At 61.1% G+C, this 18,368-nt stretch carries 19 protein-coding genes and 6 tRNA genes; 15 read left to right on the top strand and 10 right to left on the bottom strand.

The window, feature by feature from the left end; all coding sequences use genetic code 11:
- Nucleotides 1-346, top strand: a 346-nt coding sequence (locus HGSM_RS06385; RefSeq protein ID WP_154896378.1) for a glycosyl hydrolase family 18 protein, incomplete at its 5' end; no start/stop codon positions are given.
- An 87-nt stretch (nt 347-433) separates the two neighbouring features.
- Here HGSM_RS06385 and HGSM_RS06380 read toward each other — a convergent pair.
- The 5 genes from HGSM_RS06380 to HGSM_RS06360 all read right to left on the bottom strand — a co-directional run bounded on the left by HGSM_RS06380 (nt 434) and on the right by HGSM_RS06360 (nt 941).
- Nucleotides 434-505: transfer RNA gene (locus HGSM_RS06380), tRNA-Val, on the bottom strand.
- Nucleotides 506-527: 22 nt separating this feature from the next.
- Nucleotides 528-602: transfer RNA gene (locus tag HGSM_RS06375), tRNA-Gly, on the bottom strand.
- Nucleotides 603-667: 65 nt separating this feature from the next.
- Nucleotides 668-739, bottom strand: a tRNA-Val gene (locus HGSM_RS06370).
- Between the two features lie 20 nt (nt 740-759).
- Nucleotides 760-833, bottom strand: a tRNA-Cys gene (locus tag HGSM_RS06365).
- 36 nt (nt 834-869) lie between these two features.
- Nucleotides 870-941: transfer RNA gene (locus tag HGSM_RS06360), tRNA-Gly, on the bottom strand.
- A 217-nt stretch (nt 942-1,158) separates the two neighbouring features.
- Here HGSM_RS06360 and HGSM_RS06355 point away from each other — a divergent pair.
- From HGSM_RS06355 to HGSM_RS06330, 6 genes are all read left to right on the top strand, one after another.
- A complete protein-coding gene (locus HGSM_RS06355; RefSeq protein WP_040594698.1) occupies nt 1,159-2,277 on the top strand; it encodes a chorismate-binding protein in 1,119 nt (372 codons plus the stop codon).
- On the top strand, nt 2,274-3,146 hold the full coding sequence (locus HGSM_RS06350; RefSeq protein WP_019147911.1) for an aminotransferase class IV: 873 nt from the start codon (nt 2,274-2,276) through the stop codon (nt 3,144-3,146). Before HGSM_RS06355 ends, HGSM_RS06350 begins: the two co-directional genes overlap by 4 nt.
- 167 nt (nt 3,147-3,313) lie before the next feature.
- On the top strand, nt 3,314-3,760 hold the full coding sequence (locus tag HGSM_RS06345) for an SRPBCC family protein (RefSeq protein ID WP_019147910.1): 447 nt from the start codon (nt 3,314-3,316) through the stop codon (nt 3,758-3,760).
- A 318-nt stretch (nt 3,761-4,078) separates the two neighbouring features.
- A tRNA-Val gene (locus HGSM_RS06340) sits at nt 4,079-4,153 on the top strand.
- Nucleotides 4,154-4,414: 261 nt separating this feature from the next.
- Nucleotides 4,415-5,575: an RtcB family protein gene (locus tag HGSM_RS06335; RefSeq protein ID WP_019147909.1), complete on the top strand. Its 1,161-nt coding sequence runs from the start codon at nt 4,415-4,417 to the stop codon at nt 5,573-5,575.
- A 299-nt stretch (nt 5,576-5,874) separates the two neighbouring features.
- Nucleotides 5,875-6,723 carry a PPK2 family polyphosphate kinase gene (locus tag HGSM_RS06330; RefSeq protein WP_019147908.1) on the top strand — a complete coding sequence of 283 codons (849 nt, stop codon included), beginning with the start codon at nt 5,875-5,877 and terminating at the stop codon, nt 6,721-6,723.
- Between the two features lie 103 nt (nt 6,724-6,826).
- Here HGSM_RS06330 and zapE read toward each other — a convergent pair whose 3' ends face one another.
- Complete coding sequence (gene zapE / locus HGSM_RS06325) at nt 6,827-7,891, bottom strand: cell division protein ZapE (protein ID WP_019147907.1); 1,065 nt, start codon at nt 7,889-7,891, stop codon at nt 6,827-6,829.
- A gap of 96 nt (nt 7,892-7,987) precedes the next feature.
- On the opposite strand from zapE, the gene HGSM_RS06320 reads away from it, so the two are divergent.
- Entirely contained in the window at nt 7,988-8,875 is an 888-nt protein-coding gene (locus HGSM_RS06320) for a dihydrofolate reductase family protein (RefSeq protein WP_019147906.1), read from the top strand.
- Here the strand turns inward: HGSM_RS06320 and cuyB are convergent.
- Entirely contained in the window at nt 8,872-9,606 is a 735-nt protein-coding gene (gene cuyB, locus HGSM_RS06315) for a cysteate racemase (RefSeq protein ID WP_040594697.1), read from the bottom strand. The two genes, HGSM_RS06320 and cuyB, sit on opposite strands and share 4 nt — an antisense overlap.
- Before the next feature lie 144 nt (nt 9,607-9,750).
- On the opposite strand from cuyB, the gene HGSM_RS06310 reads away from it, so the two are divergent.
- Nucleotides 9,751-10,398 carry a hypothetical protein gene (locus HGSM_RS06310; RefSeq protein WP_040594696.1) on the top strand — a complete coding sequence of 216 codons (648 nt, stop codon included), beginning with the start codon at nt 9,751-9,753 and terminating at the stop codon, nt 10,396-10,398.
- Between the two features lie 13 nt (nt 10,399-10,411).
- Nucleotides 10,412-10,981 (top strand): hypothetical protein, encoded by a 570-nt coding sequence (locus tag HGSM_RS06305; protein ID WP_019147904.1) that lies wholly within the window; start codon nt 10,412-10,414, stop codon nt 10,979-10,981.
- 98 nt (nt 10,982-11,079) lie between these two features.
- On the opposite strand, the gene HGSM_RS06300 is transcribed toward HGSM_RS06305, so the two are convergent.
- Nucleotides 11,080-12,267 carry a DegT/DnrJ/EryC1/StrS family aminotransferase gene (locus HGSM_RS06300; RefSeq protein ID WP_195891354.1) on the bottom strand — a complete coding sequence of 396 codons (1,188 nt, stop codon included), beginning with the start codon at nt 12,265-12,267 and terminating at the stop codon, nt 11,080-11,082.
- A gap of 181 nt (nt 12,268-12,448) precedes the next feature.
- Between HGSM_RS06300 and HGSM_RS06295 the strand changes: the two genes are divergently transcribed.
- From HGSM_RS06295 to HGSM_RS06285, 3 genes are read left to right on the top strand one after another with little or no spacing between them, the layout of a single operon-like run.
- Entirely contained in the window at nt 12,449-13,024 is a 576-nt protein-coding gene (locus HGSM_RS06295; protein WP_195891353.1) for a DUF3000 family protein, read from the top strand.
- A 21-nt stretch (nt 13,025-13,045) separates the two neighbouring features.
- Nucleotides 13,046-14,257, top strand: a complete 1,212-nt coding sequence (locus tag HGSM_RS06290; RefSeq protein ID WP_019147901.1) for an HRDC domain-containing protein — start codon at nt 13,046-13,048, stop codon at nt 14,255-14,257.
- A 17-nt stretch (nt 14,258-14,274) separates the two neighbouring features.
- Complete coding sequence (locus HGSM_RS06285) at nt 14,275-15,267, top strand: lipid II:glycine glycyltransferase FemX (protein ID WP_019147900.1); 993 nt, start codon at nt 14,275-14,277, stop codon at nt 15,265-15,267.
- 135 nt (nt 15,268-15,402) lie between these two features.
- Here the strand turns inward: HGSM_RS06285 and HGSM_RS06280 are convergent, their stop codons facing one another.
- Nucleotides 15,403-15,960 (bottom strand): hypothetical protein, encoded by a 558-nt coding sequence (locus HGSM_RS06280; protein ID WP_019147899.1) that lies wholly within the window; start codon nt 15,958-15,960, stop codon nt 15,403-15,405.
- On the bottom strand, nt 15,957-16,181 hold the full coding sequence (locus tag HGSM_RS06275) for a helix-turn-helix transcriptional regulator (RefSeq protein ID WP_019147898.1): 225 nt from the start codon (nt 16,179-16,181) through the stop codon (nt 15,957-15,959). The genes HGSM_RS06280 and HGSM_RS06275 overlap by 4 nt, the downstream gene beginning before the upstream one ends.
- Nucleotides 16,182-16,388: 207 nt before the next feature.
- Between HGSM_RS06275 and HGSM_RS06270 the strand changes: the two genes are divergently transcribed.
- Nucleotides 16,389-17,624 (top strand): thiolase family protein, encoded by a 1,236-nt coding sequence (locus HGSM_RS06270; protein WP_019147897.1) that lies wholly within the window; start codon nt 16,389-16,391, stop codon nt 17,622-17,624.
- A gap of 3 nt (nt 17,625-17,627) precedes the next feature.
- Nucleotides 17,628-18,368: enoyl-CoA hydratase/isomerase family protein (locus tag HGSM_RS06265; RefSeq protein ID WP_019147896.1), on the top strand; the 741-nt coding region annotated here is incomplete at its 3' end.

Raw genomic sequence — 18,368 nt, 5'->3', positions numbered from 1 at the left:
AGCGAACAAGATCCTGCTGGGCATTGGTTTCTACGGGAAGGGCTGGACTGGTGTGATCCAGGCTGCTCCAGGCGGTTCAGCCACGGGCGCAGCTCCTGCGACCTATGAGGCTGGCGTGGAGGACTATAAGGTCCTCAAGAGCACCTGCCCTGCCACGGGTAAGGTCGGCGGGACGTCCTACGGCTTCTGCAATGGAAACTGGTGGAGCTATGACACTCCAAGCGACATCGTCAACAAGATGAACTACGCACAGGCCGAAGGGCTGTCGGGCGCCTTCTTCTGGGAGCTATCGGGAGATACCGCAAACGGCGAGCTCATCTCGGCCATCACAACCGGGTTGCAGTAGTAGCTAGCCTGTCGGTGCACCCAGAGATGCACCATCGACAAGGCGAGAGGCCCGCCGGATTTCCGGCGGGCCTCTCTATCTATATAGTGCGCGATACTGGGATCGAACCAGTGACCTCTTCCGTGTCAGGGAAGCGCGCTACCGCTGCGCCAATCGCGCAAGATCTCAATTGCTTGAGTCTTGGAGCGGATGACGGGATTCGAACCCGCGACCCTCACCTTGGCAAGGTGATGCTCTACCCCTGAGCCACATCCGCATGTTGATGCATCATTTCTGATTCATCGGGGAAACACATTCGTGCCACAAGTGCCTAAACACTCGTGCGCGATACTGGGATCGAACCAGTGACCTCTTCCGTGTCAGGGAAGCGCGCTACCGCTGCGCCAATCGCGCAAGAACTCTAACTCGAGCCTTGGAGGTGGAGACGGGATTCGAACCCGTGTATACGGCTTTGCAGGCCGCTGCCTCGCCTCTCGGCCACTCCACCATGAAGCTGGTACTGAACCAACTGTACCGTTCTCCGAGCGGATGACGGGATTCGAACCCGCGACCCTCACCTTGGCAAGGTGATGCTCTACCCCTGAGCCACATCCGCATTTTTCGCCTCATGTCAGCAGGGAAACTCCCCCGCCGCTCTGGGCGACATGTAAAACCTTAATACGCGGATGGCTGTCTTTACAAACTGGCGCTCCGGCTCAGCCAAGTTTCCTCGCGCAACCGTGTGATTCTGCGGTTTTGGCTGATCACCGGTCCCTTTTGGCAGATGGACTCGGCTGTCGTTGCAAGCAGGTTCTTAGTAGGTTGGTTTCGTGATGGAAGAGGCGTGGTTTGCGGGGCGGCGAGGTCGCGGTGTGCTCGATTTCCGGGAGGGCGCCGACCTTTTCCGAGCGCTCGGAAACGGCGGGAACTGGCTAGTTGTCGCGGATTTTGAGGGCCGCGTGCGCGGCTGGCGCATGAAAGAGGTTGCAGACGTTTCGTTTGAGGAGGCCTCCGCGCCACTCTCATCCGAGCCCGCCCAGCAGCCGTCCGCACACCCACTAAGAGCGCCCTGGAATGGGCCTCGCGCCGATTCGTGGTCTTCGTCACTTGATCAGCGCGAATACACCTCGGCGGTGTCCGCAACCCGGGATTACATCGCCGAGGGGACCGTCTACCAAGCAAACATCTGTCGCGTCATGAGCGCGCCACTCCCCTCTCCCGGGCACCCCGCGGCGCTCACCCGTATCCTTGCCATGCACAACCCTGCGCCTCATCTTGGGTACGCGCTCATAGAGCATCCGGATCCTTCACGCAGCCTCTGGATTGCCTCCGCGTCACCTGAGCTCTATCTTCAGGTCGAACCGCACGAGAACGGTGCCACCATCTCGTCCCGCCCTATCAAAGGCACGGGTAGGCAACGTTCCGACCTCACAGAAAAGGACGAGGCCGAGAACGTCATGATTACGGACCTCGTCCGGAACGATATTTCCCCGCTGTGCACGCCTGGAACAGTGGCTGTGCGGGACTTCCTCAAAGTCGAAGAGCATCCCGGGCTCTTCCACCTGGTCTCCACTGTGGAGGGCGAGATCCCGCTGGAACGAGCTCGATCGTCGAGAATTTGGGAAGAGGTTTTTGCGGCAATGTACCCACCGGGGTCAGTCTCGGGTGCACCCAAATCGAGCGCGCTGCGCATCATCAGTGAGCTAGAAACCCATCCACGCGGCCCCTACTGCGGCGCAATCGGCTGGATCGACGCGGACAGAATGTCCGCGATCCTGTCAGTGGGCATCCGCACGTTCTGGTGGGAGACGGGCTGCTGCGAGCGCGGCTCGCTGCACTTTGGCACGGGCGCGGGCATCACGTGGGGTTCGGATCCACAGCGCGAATGGGAAGAAACGCAGTTGAAAGCGGAGCGCTTGGTGGCGCTCGCTTCGCAGGGAGGTGCGGCATGAGTGTGTTGTGGCTGAACGGTCAGATTCTCGACGATTCACAGGGCCAGGTGGGAGCGTTCGACCCTGGTTTGTTGCTGGGTGATGGGCTCTTCGAAACGATCGCCGCGTACGATCGCAGGCCTTTCGCGTTGCCTGCGCATCTGGACCGCTTGGAGCGGTCTGGGCGCGCGCTGGGCCTGGCGGCCTTCTCGCGCGAGGAACTCGAAGCCGCCGTGTTCGAGGCGCTGTCGCATTGGGATGGCGGCGAACTCCAGCGTGTGCGAGTAACCCTGTGGCGCGCATCAGATGCTGCGGGCCTTGGCGCCGAATCGCGCCTGTGTGCATCAGTGATCGTGAGCGAAGGCCACGGACCTCTGCTTGGTGAGCCCAACCTCGAGCAGGCCCGCGTGGTGACATCTGCGTTTGTACGCAACGAACTCTCAGCGCTCACCGGACACAAGGCCACGAGTTTTGCTGAAAACGTGCACGCGCTGCGCGCAGCGCAGGCGGCGGGTGCCACCGAGGCGGTCCTGTTCAACAGTTCGGGCCAATTGAGCGAGGGCTCCATGTCCAACGTGGTGCTGGAAGCTGACGGGGAGTTAGTCACTCCCCCGCTCACATCCGGATGCCTGCCTGGCATTACCCGCGCGTTCGCTCTGTCTGTTGCGGAGCACCTCGCGCTGCCATTCCGCCAGGCAGAGGCAGGGGAACTTACCCGTGACGAGGTGGAACGTATCGTGAGCGGTGGCGGGTCCGCGGCGCTCCTAGGCACAATGCGTAACCTGCAGCACGTTGAGTCGTGGGACTCTCACACACTTGAGCGTGGGCCCGTGCTCCAGATTCTTGAGCGCGCGATGCTCACGGAGATGGTGGCCCTGGTTTCTCCCTAGGCGAATGTGGAGTCCAGCTGCGCTCATGTCGCAGCTTTTCTCGCGTGAGCGGCAGTCTTGCTTGCGCCAAGGAGGACCCTCTATATGTAGCGCGGCGTGCACCACCGTGGGTTTAATAGCAGCAGGAGGCAGACCACACTGCTGCCATTGGATCTTTAGGAGTCCTGATGCCCGGAACCACAGTTGATGGAATTGCCATCGAACGCGACTTTAAGGCCGCACCCTCACGGGTGTTTGCGACGTGGACATCAGCAGAGTCGTTCGCACAGTGGTTCGGTGGAGCGCAGGTGAACGTACCCGCAGAAACACTCACGTATGACGCTGTTGAGGGCACGGAATGGCGGGCGGTCATGGAGCTCCCCGATGGCAATACGATCCATTGGGTCGGCGACTTTGTGAACGTAGAACCGTACAGCCACGTGGCACTCACCATCACTGACGTCCCAGACTCACCCGTGCGATCCCTCATCACAGTGGATCTCAAAGAGATTGAAGGTGGGACCCGGATGCACTTTACGCAGGAGACCCCCGGCTTCTCGCAGGAGCAGAAAGAAGCCACTGTCGCTGGGTGGCAGGGATTCTTAGACGTCTTAGAGCAGATCGCGCTGGCCTAGGAAAGTTGGCTGTCTCAGCAAAGAGAACGAACCTGCACTGTCCTCTTGCCTCGGCAAGTCCTACGGTTTAGCGCTGCCCCTTAGCCATTGCGAGGTCTGAGCCAAGTTTGCGCAGTCGCGCTTGATCTGGTTCCGTCAGCAGGGCCCGCGTAAGGCAGAGATTCCTGCGGTTGCCCCGAACTGTAAACATGACTGCCTCGTTCGGCGCGTGCCTTTTGCAGGAGAGCACTATCAAACGTGATTTCGGATTTTGGCAGGCCAGGGTTTATGATCGTAACTGTTGTTCGGCCTTCCGCATCTGGAATACCCAAACGCAACGGGCGATTGGCGCAGTGGTAGCGCGCTTCCTTCACACGGAAGAGGTCGTGGGTTCGATACCCGCATCGCCCACCATCCAACACCCGCTAAATCACGCGATTTAGCGGGTTTTTTGCATTCCCCAGAAACGGACCGGCACGACTGCCGTGCACCTGCAGCGAGTGCCGCCGAGCGGGAAGCGTACTCACCACCGCTGAGCGGCACTCGCGAAATCTACAGTACGACCCGACCAAAGGCGGGAGACCGGCACCGGGACTTCGCTGGGGCCAGCGGAAAATACCTCGCCCTTTCTGATGACCTCCGAATACCCTGATCGGACACTAGAAAGGAAGGAACATGACATTTCCGGTCACTCTCTCGGGCACCTCAACACTGATGTGGGCTAGGGAGAGCGAAATCGAGCAGGAGGCTCTTGCGCAGCTGCGCAACATCTCCGCGTTGCCGTGGGTTCACGGCGTGCGCGTTATGCCTGACGTCCACTTGGGTAAGGGGGCCACCGTCGGCTCCGTTATTGCCATGAAGGACGCAGTCTCCCCCAACGCCGTTGGCGTTGACATTGGTTGCGGCATGATTGGCGTTCTGACGTCTCTGACCGCTTCAGATCTTCCCGACGACCTTTCGGGTCTGCGCCACGACATCGAGCGCGCAATCCCCACTGGTTGGTACGGACACAAGTCCGCGCTCGACGCGGGCGACTCGCTGTGGAGCACATTCGATTCCCTCCACGCGCCCGTGAGCAAGAACGAGCAGCGCATCCGCACCCAGTTGGGCACCCTCGGCGGCGGCAACCACTTCATCGAGCTCTGCCTGGACGACCAGGACCGGGTGTGGCTGCAGCTCCACTCGGGTTCGCGCGCCGTGGGCAAGATGATCGCGGACTGGCACGTGTCCGAGGCCAAGGGTCTCGAACACAACCTGTCGCTTCCAGACCGCGACCTTGCGGTCTTCCTGTCGGGGACTGCGCAGATGGACGCGTACATGCACGACCTCACCTGGGCGCAGGCCTACGCTGCAGAGTCACGTGCCCAGATGATGCGGATTCTCCAGAGCGTGGTCACCCGACACTTCAGCGAGCTGGACGTCAGGTACGAGCAGGTGGCGAACGTGCACCACAACTACGTACAGCGCGAGCACATTGACGGTGAGGACCTCATCGTCACCCGCAAGGGCGCAATTCGCGCTACACAGGGACTGTACGGCCTGATCCCTGGTTCCATGGGAACCGGTTCGTACATCGTCAAGGGCCTGGGCAACCCCAAGTCTTACTTCTCGGCTTCGCACGGAGCCGGGCGGACGATGTCACGCACCAAGGCCAAGAAGATGTTCACCGCCGAGGACTTGATCGCGCAGACCGCAGGAGTGGAGTGCCGCAAGGACGAGGGCGTCGTAGATGAGATTCCGGCCGCGTACAAGAATCTCGACGACGTGATTGCCGCTCAAAGCGACCTCATCGAGGTCGTGGTGCGGTTGCGAACTATCCTCTGCGTCAAAGGCTAGGACGTAGTTTCGCCGAGTTCCCGAACGTGCAGTGGCCGCCCATGGGCGGCCACTGCACGTTCCCTTCTCCATGGTTCGTCGCGCAACGAACGCATGAGAGAGAACTTCGGGGTCGCCGCCACTTCGCTGGGTCGCGGCACGGCAACTGATAAGCGTTTGGTTCACTACCAATCTCACCAGACTCTTGTAATCTGTGCCACACACAGGATGCTCAGCGGCGTCGCTCATCAAGCGCCTCTTGCCACTTGCCAACACCTTGTTCATGTTTTAGGTTCCACTGATCGAAAGAGGTACCTCTTATGGCTCGAAGCACTGCCGCTTCACTCAAGGACGAAGTGACGTTTACTCCGGGGACTCCCCTCGAATCAATTGACCCCGCCTCCACACCGGGGTGGGAGGACGGACAGAAGAAAGCGGAGAAAGAGCTTGCCCGTGTGGGCGAGAAACTCTCCGACCTGCAGGAACAGCTGTTTGCTGAGGGGCGATCTGGCGGCTCACGCTCGGTCTTACTTGTCCTGCAGGGGATGGACTCCTCGGGAAAGGGCGGCATTGTCCGTCACGTCATTGGCCTCGTTGACCCTCAGGGCGTGGCCCACCAGTCGTTTGGAAAGCCCACCGAGGAGGAACTTTCACACGACTTCCTGTGGCGTATCAAGAACGCGCTGCCAACCCCCGGATACATCGGAGTGTTCGACCGATCCCACTACGAAGACGTACTTGTCGCGCGGGTGAACTCTTTGGTTACCCAGGACGTGATCGAGGAGCGCTATAACCTGATCAACCAGTTCGAGAAGGAGCTCGTTGACTCGGGCACCACGATCGTCAAGGTCATGCTCCACATCTCCTATGACGAACAGAAGGACCGTTTGGCTGAACGGCTCGAGCGTCCGGACAAGTTCTGGAAGTACAACCCCGGTGACATCGACGAGCGGCTCAAGTGGCCGGCATACACGGACGCGTTCCAGCGGATGTTGGACAAGACCGACACGGATTACGCGCCCTGGCACGTCGTTCCCGCAAGCGAAAAATGGTACGCCCGCCTTGCCGTGTCGGAGCTTCTCCTCGCCGCGCTCGAGTCACTTGACCTGACGTGGCCGGAGGCTGACTTTGACGTAGAGGCGGAAAAGGCGCGCCTCGCCGCGACCTGATCCACCTACAACCCACAAATTAACGACGATATGGGTCGGAACCAGCGCTGGTTCCGACCCATATCGTCGTTAATAGGTAGTGGCGCTACGCGCCACTGAACTACTACTCGGCGACAGGCTGGCCGATCAGCGTGCGGCCATCCTGGGCGAGCGCGCCGAGGCGCGAGAGTGCCCGGAAGTACTTCTTGCGGTAACCGCCGCGCAGCATCGAGGCGGAGAAGAGCGACTCGAGTCCGCTTCCTCCGAGGAGGACCGGGACGTCCCTGTCGTAGAGCCTGTCCACCAGAACCACGAAGCGCAGGCCAGTGGACTGATCCTCAATGGGATGGACGCCTGCGAGCGCAACCAGCGTGATGCCGTCCAGCATTGCGCCGTAGCGGCTGGGGTGGACGTGGCGTAGGTGGCCAAGGACCTCGTCAAAGGTGTCAACTGTGACGGGTCCGGACACATCCGCGGTGGTAGCCAAGTGCTCCAGTTCCGAATCGTCGAGGCCTGGCATCATCTTGGGCACCGACCTGCGGCGGTAGTCCTCACCGTCCACGCGCATGACCTCAAATCTCTCAGCCATGGCCTGGATCTCTCGCAGGAAATCCTCGGCCGCAAAGCGGCCCTCGCCGAGCGAATCGGGAAGCGTGTTGGACGTTGCCGCGAGCGCGATGCCACGGTCAGCAAGCTCACGCAGCAGTCTCGACATGAGGACCGTGTCGCCCGGGTCGTCGAGCTCAAACTCATCGATGCACACGAGAGTCTTTGCAGATAGTGCATCCACGGTGGCCGCAAACCCGAGAGCGCCCACGAGGTTGGTGTACTCAACAAACGTTCCGTACGCAGTCTTTTCCACGCCAACGGCGTGGGCGAGGGACGCGAGTAGGTGAGTCTTTCCCACACCAAAGCCACCATCAAGGTAAAGCGCCGGGGCCTTCTTAGTGGAGATCTTGAACTTGTGGAGCCAGCCCTTGGAGGTGGAAAGCTCGGTGGCTACTTCACGCAGCCGAGCGTGAGTGGTGGCTTGGCTGGGGTATGCGGGATTGGCGCGGTAGTTTTCAAAGGACGCATGCGCGAAGTGGCGGGGAGGCACAAAGTCGTCGAGTAGTCGCGACGCCGAGACCTCGGGAGTTATTGCGGCGAGGCGCGTCACGGTTTGCGCCTCCTGGGACTTAAGACTCACAACTCAATAGTTTAGCGGCAGCGGCCCTTTGCCCGGCCGCGAGAGTGGGGAGCATCACTCCTTTCGCGAGTGCGCGTTGTGCGCGAAGATTGCACTATGACCTCCCCCGAGCTAACGCAACTGTTCCCTCATTCGGAGTCGCCGGATCTAGGCGCGTCCCCAACCGAGTTTCGGCTCGCCTCGCTCTATCGCTTCCCGGAGTCCCCCGACAAGGGCTGGTGGTTGCGCGCAAACATGATCTCCACCGTGGATGGCGCGGTGACCGGCCCAGACGGCTCTTCGAGTTCAATAAACAATGCTGCGGACTTCCGGGTGTTCGAGGTTCTCAGGGCTCTGTGCGACGTTGTCGTGGTGGCGGCCGGCACCGTTCGTGCGGAAGGTTACCGAAACATTCGGACCCCCGAGCGCCTCACACACTTGCGCAGCAGGTACGGCATGGACCCCCATCCCCACCTAGTCATCGTGAGCGCATCAGGGAATGTTCCCGCCGATGCCCTCACCACAGACGCGGACGTATCCGTCCCATATGTGGTGACAACTTCCCATGGGGCTTCGATCTTGCCAGCAGCTTTCCCGTCCGAGAATGTAATCATTCTGCGTGCTTCGGGCGATGGTGAGGCTGCGGGCGGAGGGGCAGATGGTGGCATTGACGCCGAGGGCGGCGGTCAAGTGAGGGCGAGCGGGAGTACGGGTGGCAGCGGGCGCATAGCGCCCGAGGACATCGTGGGTTCCCTCCTCGAACTTGGCTGGTCGCGGATCCTGCTGGAGGGCGGCCCAGCCCTGCTGGGTCAGTTCGTGCGGGCGGGCGTCCTCGACGAGCTGTGCCTGACCACGTCTCCCCTACTGTTCCCCTCGGCCGTTGGCCGAATCACTACGATCGGAGGCGGTTCTGCGCCCGTGGGTCCGCCATCTGGTGCCCGCTTGGGCCACCTTCTCAAGGGTGAGGATTCCACACTGTTGGCTCGGTGGGAGTTGGGCGACTAGCCGCGGACCGTATACCCAGCGTGAGAGATAGTGGCTCGCACGAGCTCATCCATCGAGTCTAGGAATGGCTCCTCATCGAGGAGATCATGGTCAACGGCCGCAACGGACAGCTCGGTGCACCCAAGGATGACCACTGCTGCGCCACGTTCAACGAGGTGACCGGCAACCTTACGGAGTTCATCCGGATCGATGGGGCGCCCGGCCTTAATGTCGTCATAGATCAGCGAGTTCACGATGCTCTGGTCCTCGGTGTCAGGGGTAATAACCTCAACACCGTGCGCGGCAAAGGCATCGTGATACACGTGGGACGCAGCCGTTCCCTGGGTCGCAAGCAGCCCAACCTTGGTTACCTGCTCGGCCCGGTCCAACGCAGCATTGACCGTCACATCAATGATTGAAAGAAACTCTCCGTCGATCGCGTCCAGCACCTGCTGGGTAAAGAAGTGAGCTGTGTTGCACGGCATCACCAAAAAGGACACACCAAAACGCTCGAGCCTGCGTGCGTCCTCCGCGAGCACGGGACCGGGGTCCTCCTGTGACCGACCAAGAATAAACTCGGTACGGTCCGGGATACTGGAGTGATTGAACACGACGAGATCTACGTGCTCTTGGTCGCTGTGAGCCTCGGTGCGCTGCACCACGCGCTGAAGGAAGTATGCGGTGGCTAGCGGGCCGACTCCACCGATCACGCCGACGGGTAGATCAGATTTTTCGTGCTTCACGCTGACCATCCTAGGCGCTGCGCGGTAGACCGTGCCACAACGGTTACGATCTCTCCACCTTGTACTTAAGCCCAATGATCGGTCCGGTAGTATGGCCAACTGGCAGCAGAGCGGGTGGTGCACTCCACCCATCAGATTGGGAAACGAGGCACCATGGCGTTAGCGGATCAGGACTTCATTCCGGTTGTACTGGGTACCGGGCTTAACGCGTACGGAATTGCACGGGCCCTCCACGAAGAGTTCGGCGTGCGGACTCTTGCGCTCGGCAGGTTCCCTCTCGGTGAGACTGCGCACTCCACAATCATTGAGGTCAGAACCAACCCGAACCTCGACGATGAGCACATCGTCTCCGCGCTGGATGCGGTTGCGCAGGAGTTCCACGGTAAGAAGCTCCTCCTTCTGCCCACAATCGAGGCCTATACCAACGCTGTGGTGCGCCACCGAGCTGCGCTCGATGGTCAGTTCATCATTCCCCTTGTCAGCGCCGAGATTTCGGAGCGCCTGGTCAACAAGGCAGAGTTCTACGAGACCTGCGCACAACTCAACGTTGACCACCCGCGTTCCGTCATCATCAATGAGCCGCAGGCGGCGGACGCTCGACTCGGCGAAGATCTGCCGTTCTCCTACCCCGTGATCCTCAAGCCTTCGGACACCGAACTGTATCCAGGGCTCAAGTTCGCGGGCCAAAAAGAAGATCTACCTCCTTTCGGACGCCGCACAGGTCCGCGAAACCGCAAAGCTGATCTACGCAGGCGGATACTCCGGCGACCTCATTGTGCAGGAGTACCTTGCCGGCGATGAGACCGTGATGAGAGTGGCAAACACATACTCCGACCACACGGGGCGGACCAAGTACATTTCCATCGCGCAGATTGTCCTCGGCGAGCACAACCCCAAGCTCGTGGGAAACATGAATGCTGTTGTCACGATTGATGAGCCTGAACTCGCTGCAACGCTGACCCGACTCCTTGATTCGCTGAATTACACGGGCGCTGCCAACTTCGACATCATGTTTGACAAGAAGACGGGCACCAATAAGCTTCTCGAACTCAACGTGCGTCAGGGAGCAGCCAGCTACTACGCAACCGCAACCGGATCAAACCTCCCGGCTCAGTACGTGCGTGACCTCATCTACGGTGAGGAACTCCCCTACACCGTGACCACCAACTCGGTCCTGTGGCGCAATGCGCCACTCGCCGTGGTCAAGCGCTATGTGCCGGCACCACTCAAGCCGCTCGTTACACAGGGGCGACGCGCCAGGGTCGCTCACACGCTCTGGTACAAGAAGGACTTGAGCCTGGGCAGGGTCGTGTCCAACCTCAAGCACGAGCTCCGCACCGGCCGCAACGTGGTTGCAAACGAGAAGTTCAGAATCAATAAGTAACGCCACGTGATGAGGGCCTCTGGTTCTTCGGTACACCGAAGAACCAGAGGCCCTCATCACGTGCTCACGAAGTCAGCAAAACCCGCGAGAGCGTCCGCTCAGCCAGCCACAATCCGCTTGACCATCTCGGCGATCTCCGCAGCGCGCTCTGGTTCGACGTTTGTGGGCAGGTTTACCACCCGGGCAATCGCATCCTCTGAAATCGCAAGATCCGGTGAGCCGGGTTCGTATCCGTACACGCTGGGGTCCTGCACACCTGGGAACAGTGCGGGGCGGTACCAGCGTCCGGCCGGCACACCCTGGCGCGAGAGTTCGGAGATCATGTGCTCTGCGGTTGATGCATCGCGCACATAGAACGGGAAGCGCGCGAGTGGTGCGGCCTCAGACTCACCACTGGCTCCGGCAGGCACCATCACAGAGCCGGCCAGTGCGGATGCGTAGACAGCCACTGCACGGGAACGCTGAGCCTCAATACGAGATGCCGCCTGCAAGTTCACAAGCGCCGTGGAAGCGACCCACGAGCTCATCCCAACGGGCGCCGCCTGGTGCCCCCTGCTCTCCTGTGCAGAAATGGGCGGGTCGAACAACCCTGCCTTGATCATGGCGCCGCGCGCGACGCCTCCTAGTCGACCCGGCAGTCGGGTAATGACTCGCAGCTGGTTTCGGTAGCTCCGAGCGGCGAATGATTGCCGCGCAGATGGGGCTGCGATGCTCTGGAGTTCTCTCACCATTGCCGCACGCACGTCTGCCGTGTATCCGCTCGCTTGAAGCGTGGGACTGAGCCAAATTGCTCCACCAAACTTGGTGGGCAAGAGCTTCTCCACACCAAAGGAGTGGATCGATACATCTGCAAGGGGCGAGCCGTCGGTGCCCCGTGCCATCCGCCCAACGGCATGCGCCGAGTCTTCGAAAACAACGGCGCCCGCAGCTCGGGCACGCTCAGCGGTCGCGCGTGCCGGCTCGTCCGAGACCACTCCGAAGGTGTTTTGAATCATGACTGCACGATCATCAGTGCCGAGACGAAGCCTGCTGGGGTCGATGGCAAATGTGTTTGGATCGATCTCGGCGTACCGCGGGGTGAGGCCCGCGGTAAGGATGGGATTGACCGCAGTCGCACAGGTGAAGATCTGCGAAACCACCGCACCCTCGCCGGCAACGGTGCGCAGACCCGTGAAAGCAGACTCCATCCCATAGCGAGCCTTGAGGACCAGGTACCAGTCTTGGGGGCTCGTTCCGGAGCGGCGCGCCAGTTCATTCTTAAGGGCGACCTCGGGAGTTACATTCACGTGCATACCTCAATAACCACTCGTTGTGACGTTGGACAGGCCAAACGCTGCGACCTTCGTCAAGCATAGCGAGCAAGCTCGCACCACTTCGAGGGGCCAGGATGGTGTCCGGTGACGCAATCCATCAGAACACTCGCGAGTCGCGCGCCCCAGAATACCAATGCTGGCTACCCTGAACACTATGAGCACATCGCACGATGACATCCCTGCTGAGTTCCTCTCAGCTCTGCGTGCGATGCGCCCTGAAAAGATGCCTTCACGGCTCCAACTGCAAGAGATCCGTGCGCCCAAGTCGCTCACCCCGTACTCGGCCGCACTTGCGGGAGAGGTTTATCACTCCAAGTCTGACGCGTCAGTCTTGGCCGAGGGGTCGCTCACTCTCCTGTACTCCCCCACAGTGATTGAGGAGTGGAACGGGAAGTTCCGATTTGCTTCGATCGTGCGAGCCAGCATGGATGACGACATGGCCAAGGATCCCCTGCTCTACGAGGTCTCTCGCAGTTGGATCAATGAGGCTCTTGCGATGACGGGTGCCGACTTTAGTCAACTGCGTGGGACGGTAACCGTGCTCAATCAAGAAGGTTTCTCCGACTCCGAGTCCTCCGAGCTGGAGTGCACACTTGAACTAAGAGCCTCATGGACGCCAAACTCGGGCAATCCAGACACGATATACTGGGAGTTCAAGCGTCATCTTGAATCATGGATCAACCTGCTGTTCACCACAGCAGGTTCGCCCATGCTGTATTTCCAGCAATGACAGGTACCTGACCTCTTCTCAATGAACACTTCCACAGTTGCGCAAGACGTGCCCGTGATGCGGGAACCCGCGAGCGGTTCCGCCCAGTACGTCGCTAACCCCACAAGCTACCTCCACGCCCTCGGCCGCCTCGCCGCGGGCACCGGCCCCTTTGCGGTCGATGCCGAACGCGCGTCGGGCTTCCGATATGGAAACAGGAACTACCTCATCCAGATCAAGCGCGAGGGCTCTGGGATCTTCCTAGTCGACCCGACTGCATTCGAGGACCTGTCGGAACTCAACAGGGTCATGCAGGCGGACATGTGGATCTTCCACGCTGCCACCCAGGACATTGGCCCGCTCGCGGAGCAGGGCCTCGTGCCCCCACGCGTCTTCGACACCGAGTTTGCGGCTCGCCTCCTCGGTCTTGAGCGCGTCAACCTGGCTGCAGTCACAACCCATTTCCTTGGGGTCTCCCTTGCCAAGGAGTTCTCCCACCAAGACTGGTCCACACGCCCGCTACCCGAGGCGTGGCTCAACTACGCGGCTCTTGACGTAGAGCTCCTCGTCGAGGTCGCTCGCGAGGAAACGGAACTGCTGCGAGAGCAGGGCAAACTTGAATGGGCGCTCGAGGAGTTCGAGCACCTCCGCACACTGCCCACTGTCCCCCGTACGGACCCGTGGCGCCGCACCTCTGGCATCCAGACCATTCGCGACCGCCGTAAGCTCGCGGTTCTTAGGGAGCTCTGGCTTGAGCGCGAGAAGATCGCCCGCACCAAGGACATTTCGCCGAGCAAGATCCTGCCAGACCGCGCAATCACCCAGGCGGCAACGATCCTTCCACGCACGCTTGGCGGGCTTCTCTCTTTGCACGACTTTGGAGGGGCAGCCAACCGCAAGCGCGCCCACCTGTGGCAGCGCGCGATTCAGCGCGCCCTCGCAATGCCGACCTCGGAACTCCCCCCGCTCCGCTTGCCTGCAAGCCCCAAGGCTCCGCCCATCAAGTTCTGGGAGGAGAAGTCTCCGCTCGCGGCCAAGCGGTACGAGCCCGCAAAGTCCTTTGTGGACAGCCTTGCCGAGGAGCACGAACTCCCCATCGAAAACGTTGTGCAGCCCAAGATGCTGCGCCAACTGGTCTGGGACTCGGTCGAGGGACCCATGGACGTGGCCTCCTACCTGCGCGAGAGTGGTGCACGCGAGTGGCAGATCGATTTGGTCTCACCCACTTTGCAGAGCATCATCGATCAGCACTGAAAGTAAAAGGATTCTTCTTGTACACAATCACGGCCATCACCGACTCGGGTGAATGGAATGCGCTCGTTGAGGACCTGAAGGGCCACCCCCTCCAGAAGTGGGGTTGGGGCGAGCTCAAGTCCGCGCACAACTGGAACGCCACCCGACTCCTCGTGGCCAAGGACGGCCAGCCTGTGGCTGCTGCTCAGGTGCTGCACCGCCACCTGCCCATCCCGTTCAAGTCGCTTTCGCACGTGCCTCGCGGTCCTGTGTTCGCGGACGCCCTGACGGGCGCCGACCGCACCGCAATTATCGACGATATTGTTGCGTGGGTGAAAAAGAACGTCGGTGGCGTGGGCATCACCATTGAGACCGACCTCGACGCCACGGACGCGGTCGCAGTGACGGGCGGAGTACCTAGCCCGAACCCCATCCTGTACCCCACGACTCTGATCCTGGACACCACGGTGACCGAGGACGAGCTCATGGCCCAGGCATCTAAGACGACTCGGTACGATATCCGCAAGGGTGCCAAGAACAACCTTGACATCCGCCGCGTGGAATCGGACGAGGACCTCGAGAAGGTGCTGTTTACCTACCGAGAGAACGCAAACCGTGCTGGCTTTGCCCTCCACGACGACTCGTACTACCGCGACCTGCACCACATGCTCGGCGAGGACTCGTACCTCGTTGCTTGCTTCCACGAGGGTGAGGTTGCCTCGTTCGTGTGGCTGGCGCGCTCCGGACAGACCTACTGGGAGCTGTACGCCTCCGCAAACGATGCCGGCCGCAAGCTTCGCGCAAACGCGCCGGTCAAGTGGCACGCAATCATGCAGGCCAAGGCAGACGGAGCACCACGCTACGACATGAACGGCCTACTGAACGACGGCATCTCCGAGTTCAAGCGCTCATTCTCCAAGCACGAGAACGAGTTGCAGCCGTCCGTAGACGTCGCCTTCTCCCCTCTGTACTCCGTATGGAACAAGGCCCTGCCAACGGCCAAGAAGGTCATTCGCAAGGTACGCGGCTAGGCGCCGACCTCCACAACAACACGCGAGCCCGGTGGCCCAAGAGGAATCCTGGGGCACCGGGCTCGAGCCGTTTACGCCATTCTCGGCCACAGTCCAGCGCACGATGCGGCTGGGCGGTGCGTGGATCGTCGAAAATCAGTTTTCATCGATGTCTTGGAGTTCGCGCGCCTTGGCCTTGCGTGCGTCAACGGCAAAACCAATCACGGCCGCACCGACTCCAAGGAGCGCGCCGACGAGCATTCCCCACGCAGTGCTCGGCGGCGTGGGAATGTCCGCGACCCCATCCACGCGGATCAACGCGTGCCCCGTGAAGAGCTGATACATGCGGGCTCCGATGAACCCGAGGATCACGAGGCCGGTAAGTCCCCAAGTAGTAAGTTTGCGGCGGCGACCCATGTGCTGATTGAGTGCCGCATTGGAGATCCCGCACGCGGATGTGTACCACATGGACACGTAGCCCTGCAGGCCCGCGAGGATCACCACGATAAAAGCGATGATCCAGTAGCCGGTCAGTGCGAGGCCGATAGCAAGGGCAAACTGGGTGAGCACCCCAAATGTGAGGGCAATTGAATTGCCTCGAAGCAACACCTGAGACTCGCGCTCATCCCCCATTGATTGGTCACGTAAGCCGCCAAAGGCTTCTAGGCGAGCGATCGTGCGCTCGTTGCGCAGAGTGGTGGCGTTCTTGCTCATTGTTCGTCCTCCTGCGTTCCCGCACCGAAGAGTTCCTCCACGGTGGCGTTGAGTTTCCTGGCGATGCCGAGTGCCAGATAGACGCTCGGCGCATAGTCACCCCGTTCGATCGAGATGATCGTCTGGCGAGATACACCAACCTCAGCTGCGAGTTCCGCCTGGGTGAGGCCCGCGGCGCGGCGTGCGAATCGCACTGTAAAACCGCCCTGCTCCTGAACCATCCAACCCCCATGTCAAGAATACTTTACAAGAAGTAAACCATGCTTGACATTGCGAGTCAAGGATTCTTGACATTCTGCGCCTCGCTTTGGATTTTAGGGGAGCACTCCCCGGCCAGCGGTTTACTAGAACTCGGAGTATCGTGTACTTTGAGTTACACCGGTCACCCGCAGACCCAGGACAATGCTGTCCCAAACACAGGAGTATCAATGGCCAACTCAGCCACCAGCTACCAAGCCCGCAAGGTAGTTTTTGTTGATGGGGTACGCACCCCGTTCGGCAAAGCCAAGCCCGATGGTTACTATGCCCACACGCGCGCAGACGACCTCGCGGTCAAGTCCCTCAGAGAACTGCTCCGACGAAACCCGGAGCTCCCACCCGAGCGCATCGATGACGTCATCTTCGCCGCAACCACGCAGCAGGGCGACCAGGGCCTGACCCTCGGACGCACCGTTGCCTTGCTCAGCGGCCTGCCCAACACCGTCCCCGGCTTTGCGCTTGACCGCATGTGCGCGGGCGCGATGACCGCAGTCACTGTTGCCGCGGGTTCCATCGGAATCGGAGCGCAGGACATCGTGGTCACTGGCGGAGTCGAGCACATGGGCAACCACCCCATGGGCTTCGACGCCTCGCCCAATCCTCGATTCCTCTCTGAGAAAATCGTGGCTCCCGACGCCCTCAACATGGGCGTGACCGCGGAGAACCTCCACGACAAGTTCCCACACCTCACCAAGGAGCGCTCCGATGCCTACGCGGTAGCATCCCAGCAGAAGTACGCGGCAGCGGTGAACGCCGGGAAGATCTCCCCTGACCTCGTGCCTGTTGCGCTCCGCAACCCGGAACTCGGCTGGGGGCTCGCCACCACTGACGAGTTGGCCCGCCCTGACACCACCGTTGAGGGCATCGCCAACCTGAAGACCCCGTTCCGCGTGGGCGGCAAGGTCACCGCTGGTAACGCCTCGCCCCTCACCGACGGAGCTACCGTTGCAGTAATGGCCGGTGAAGACACCGCGCGCGAGCTCGGACTGAACGTGGGCATGCGCCTCGTTTCCTACGCGTTCGCCGGCGTTGAGCCAGAGATCATGGGCTACGGCCCCGTGCCATCCACCGAAAAGGCGCTCGAGCGCGCGGGCCTGAGCATTGACGACATCGGCCTGTTCGAACTCAACGAGGCGTTCGCGGTTCAGGTCCTGTCGTTCCTCGACCACTACGGCATCGCCGACGACGACCCGCGCGTCAACGAGTACGGCGGCGCGATCGCGATGGGTCACCCACTCGCCTCCTCAGGCGTCCGACTCATGATCCAACTCTCCCGCCAGTTCAAGGAGCACCCAGAGGTCCGCTACGGCGTGACCGCAATGTGCATTGGACTAGGCATGGGTGGAACCGTCATCTGGGAAAACCCACACCACGCAGACTTCGCCCCAGTTACCGGAAACGAGTGAACCATGAGTCACGAATTTGAAGAGATCGTCACCCACGCCCTCGTACGCGACATCACGCTGCCCGGTGACGCAGGAACCCTCGCACTGATCACAATCGACAACGGCCTCGATCACACCAAGCCAACCACGCTAGGCCCCCAGTCGATGAAGGAAATCAAGGCGGCTGTGGAAGAGGTCCACGCACGTGCAGCTCGCGGCGAAATCGTGGCTGCCGCGGTCACCGGCAAGCCGTACTACCTTGCCGCCGGAGCCGACCTCAAGGCCGTGGCCACCATCGCCACCGACGAGCAAGCCCGCGACCTCGGCCACACCGGCCACGAGGCGTACCGCCTGCTCGGCGAGATGGCAGTTCCCACGTTTGCGTTCATCAACGGCGCCGCACTCGGCGGTGGGCTCGAGATCGCACTCAACTGCACCTACCGCACGATCGCCTCGGACGTGGGCGGCATCGCGCTCCCGGAGACCGCGCTCGGCCTCGTACCTGGCTGGGGCGGCGCCTACATTCTCCCCCGCTTGATCGGTATCGCAGCCGCACTCGACGTCATGATCGCACGCCCTGCCGCAAACAAGCCACTGAAGGCGGCAGAGGCGGCGGGCCTCGGAATCGCGGATATCCTTCTCGAGCCGGCAGACTTCCTCGAGCAGTCTCTTGTGTGGGCAGCAGGGGTACTCGACGGCTCCATCACCGTGAACCGCCGCGAGATCGAGAGCCCGGAAGTATGGAATGCGACAGTTCGGGCCGCC

The sequence above is a fragment of the Timonella senegalensis JC301 genome, from assembly GCF_000312125.1.
Lineage (GTDB): Bacteria > Actinomycetota > Actinomycetes > Actinomycetales > Cellulomonadaceae > Timonella > Timonella senegalensis.
The sequence above is the reverse complement of the archived record's forward strand: the minus strand, read 5'-3'. Positions and strand labels throughout refer to the sequence as shown.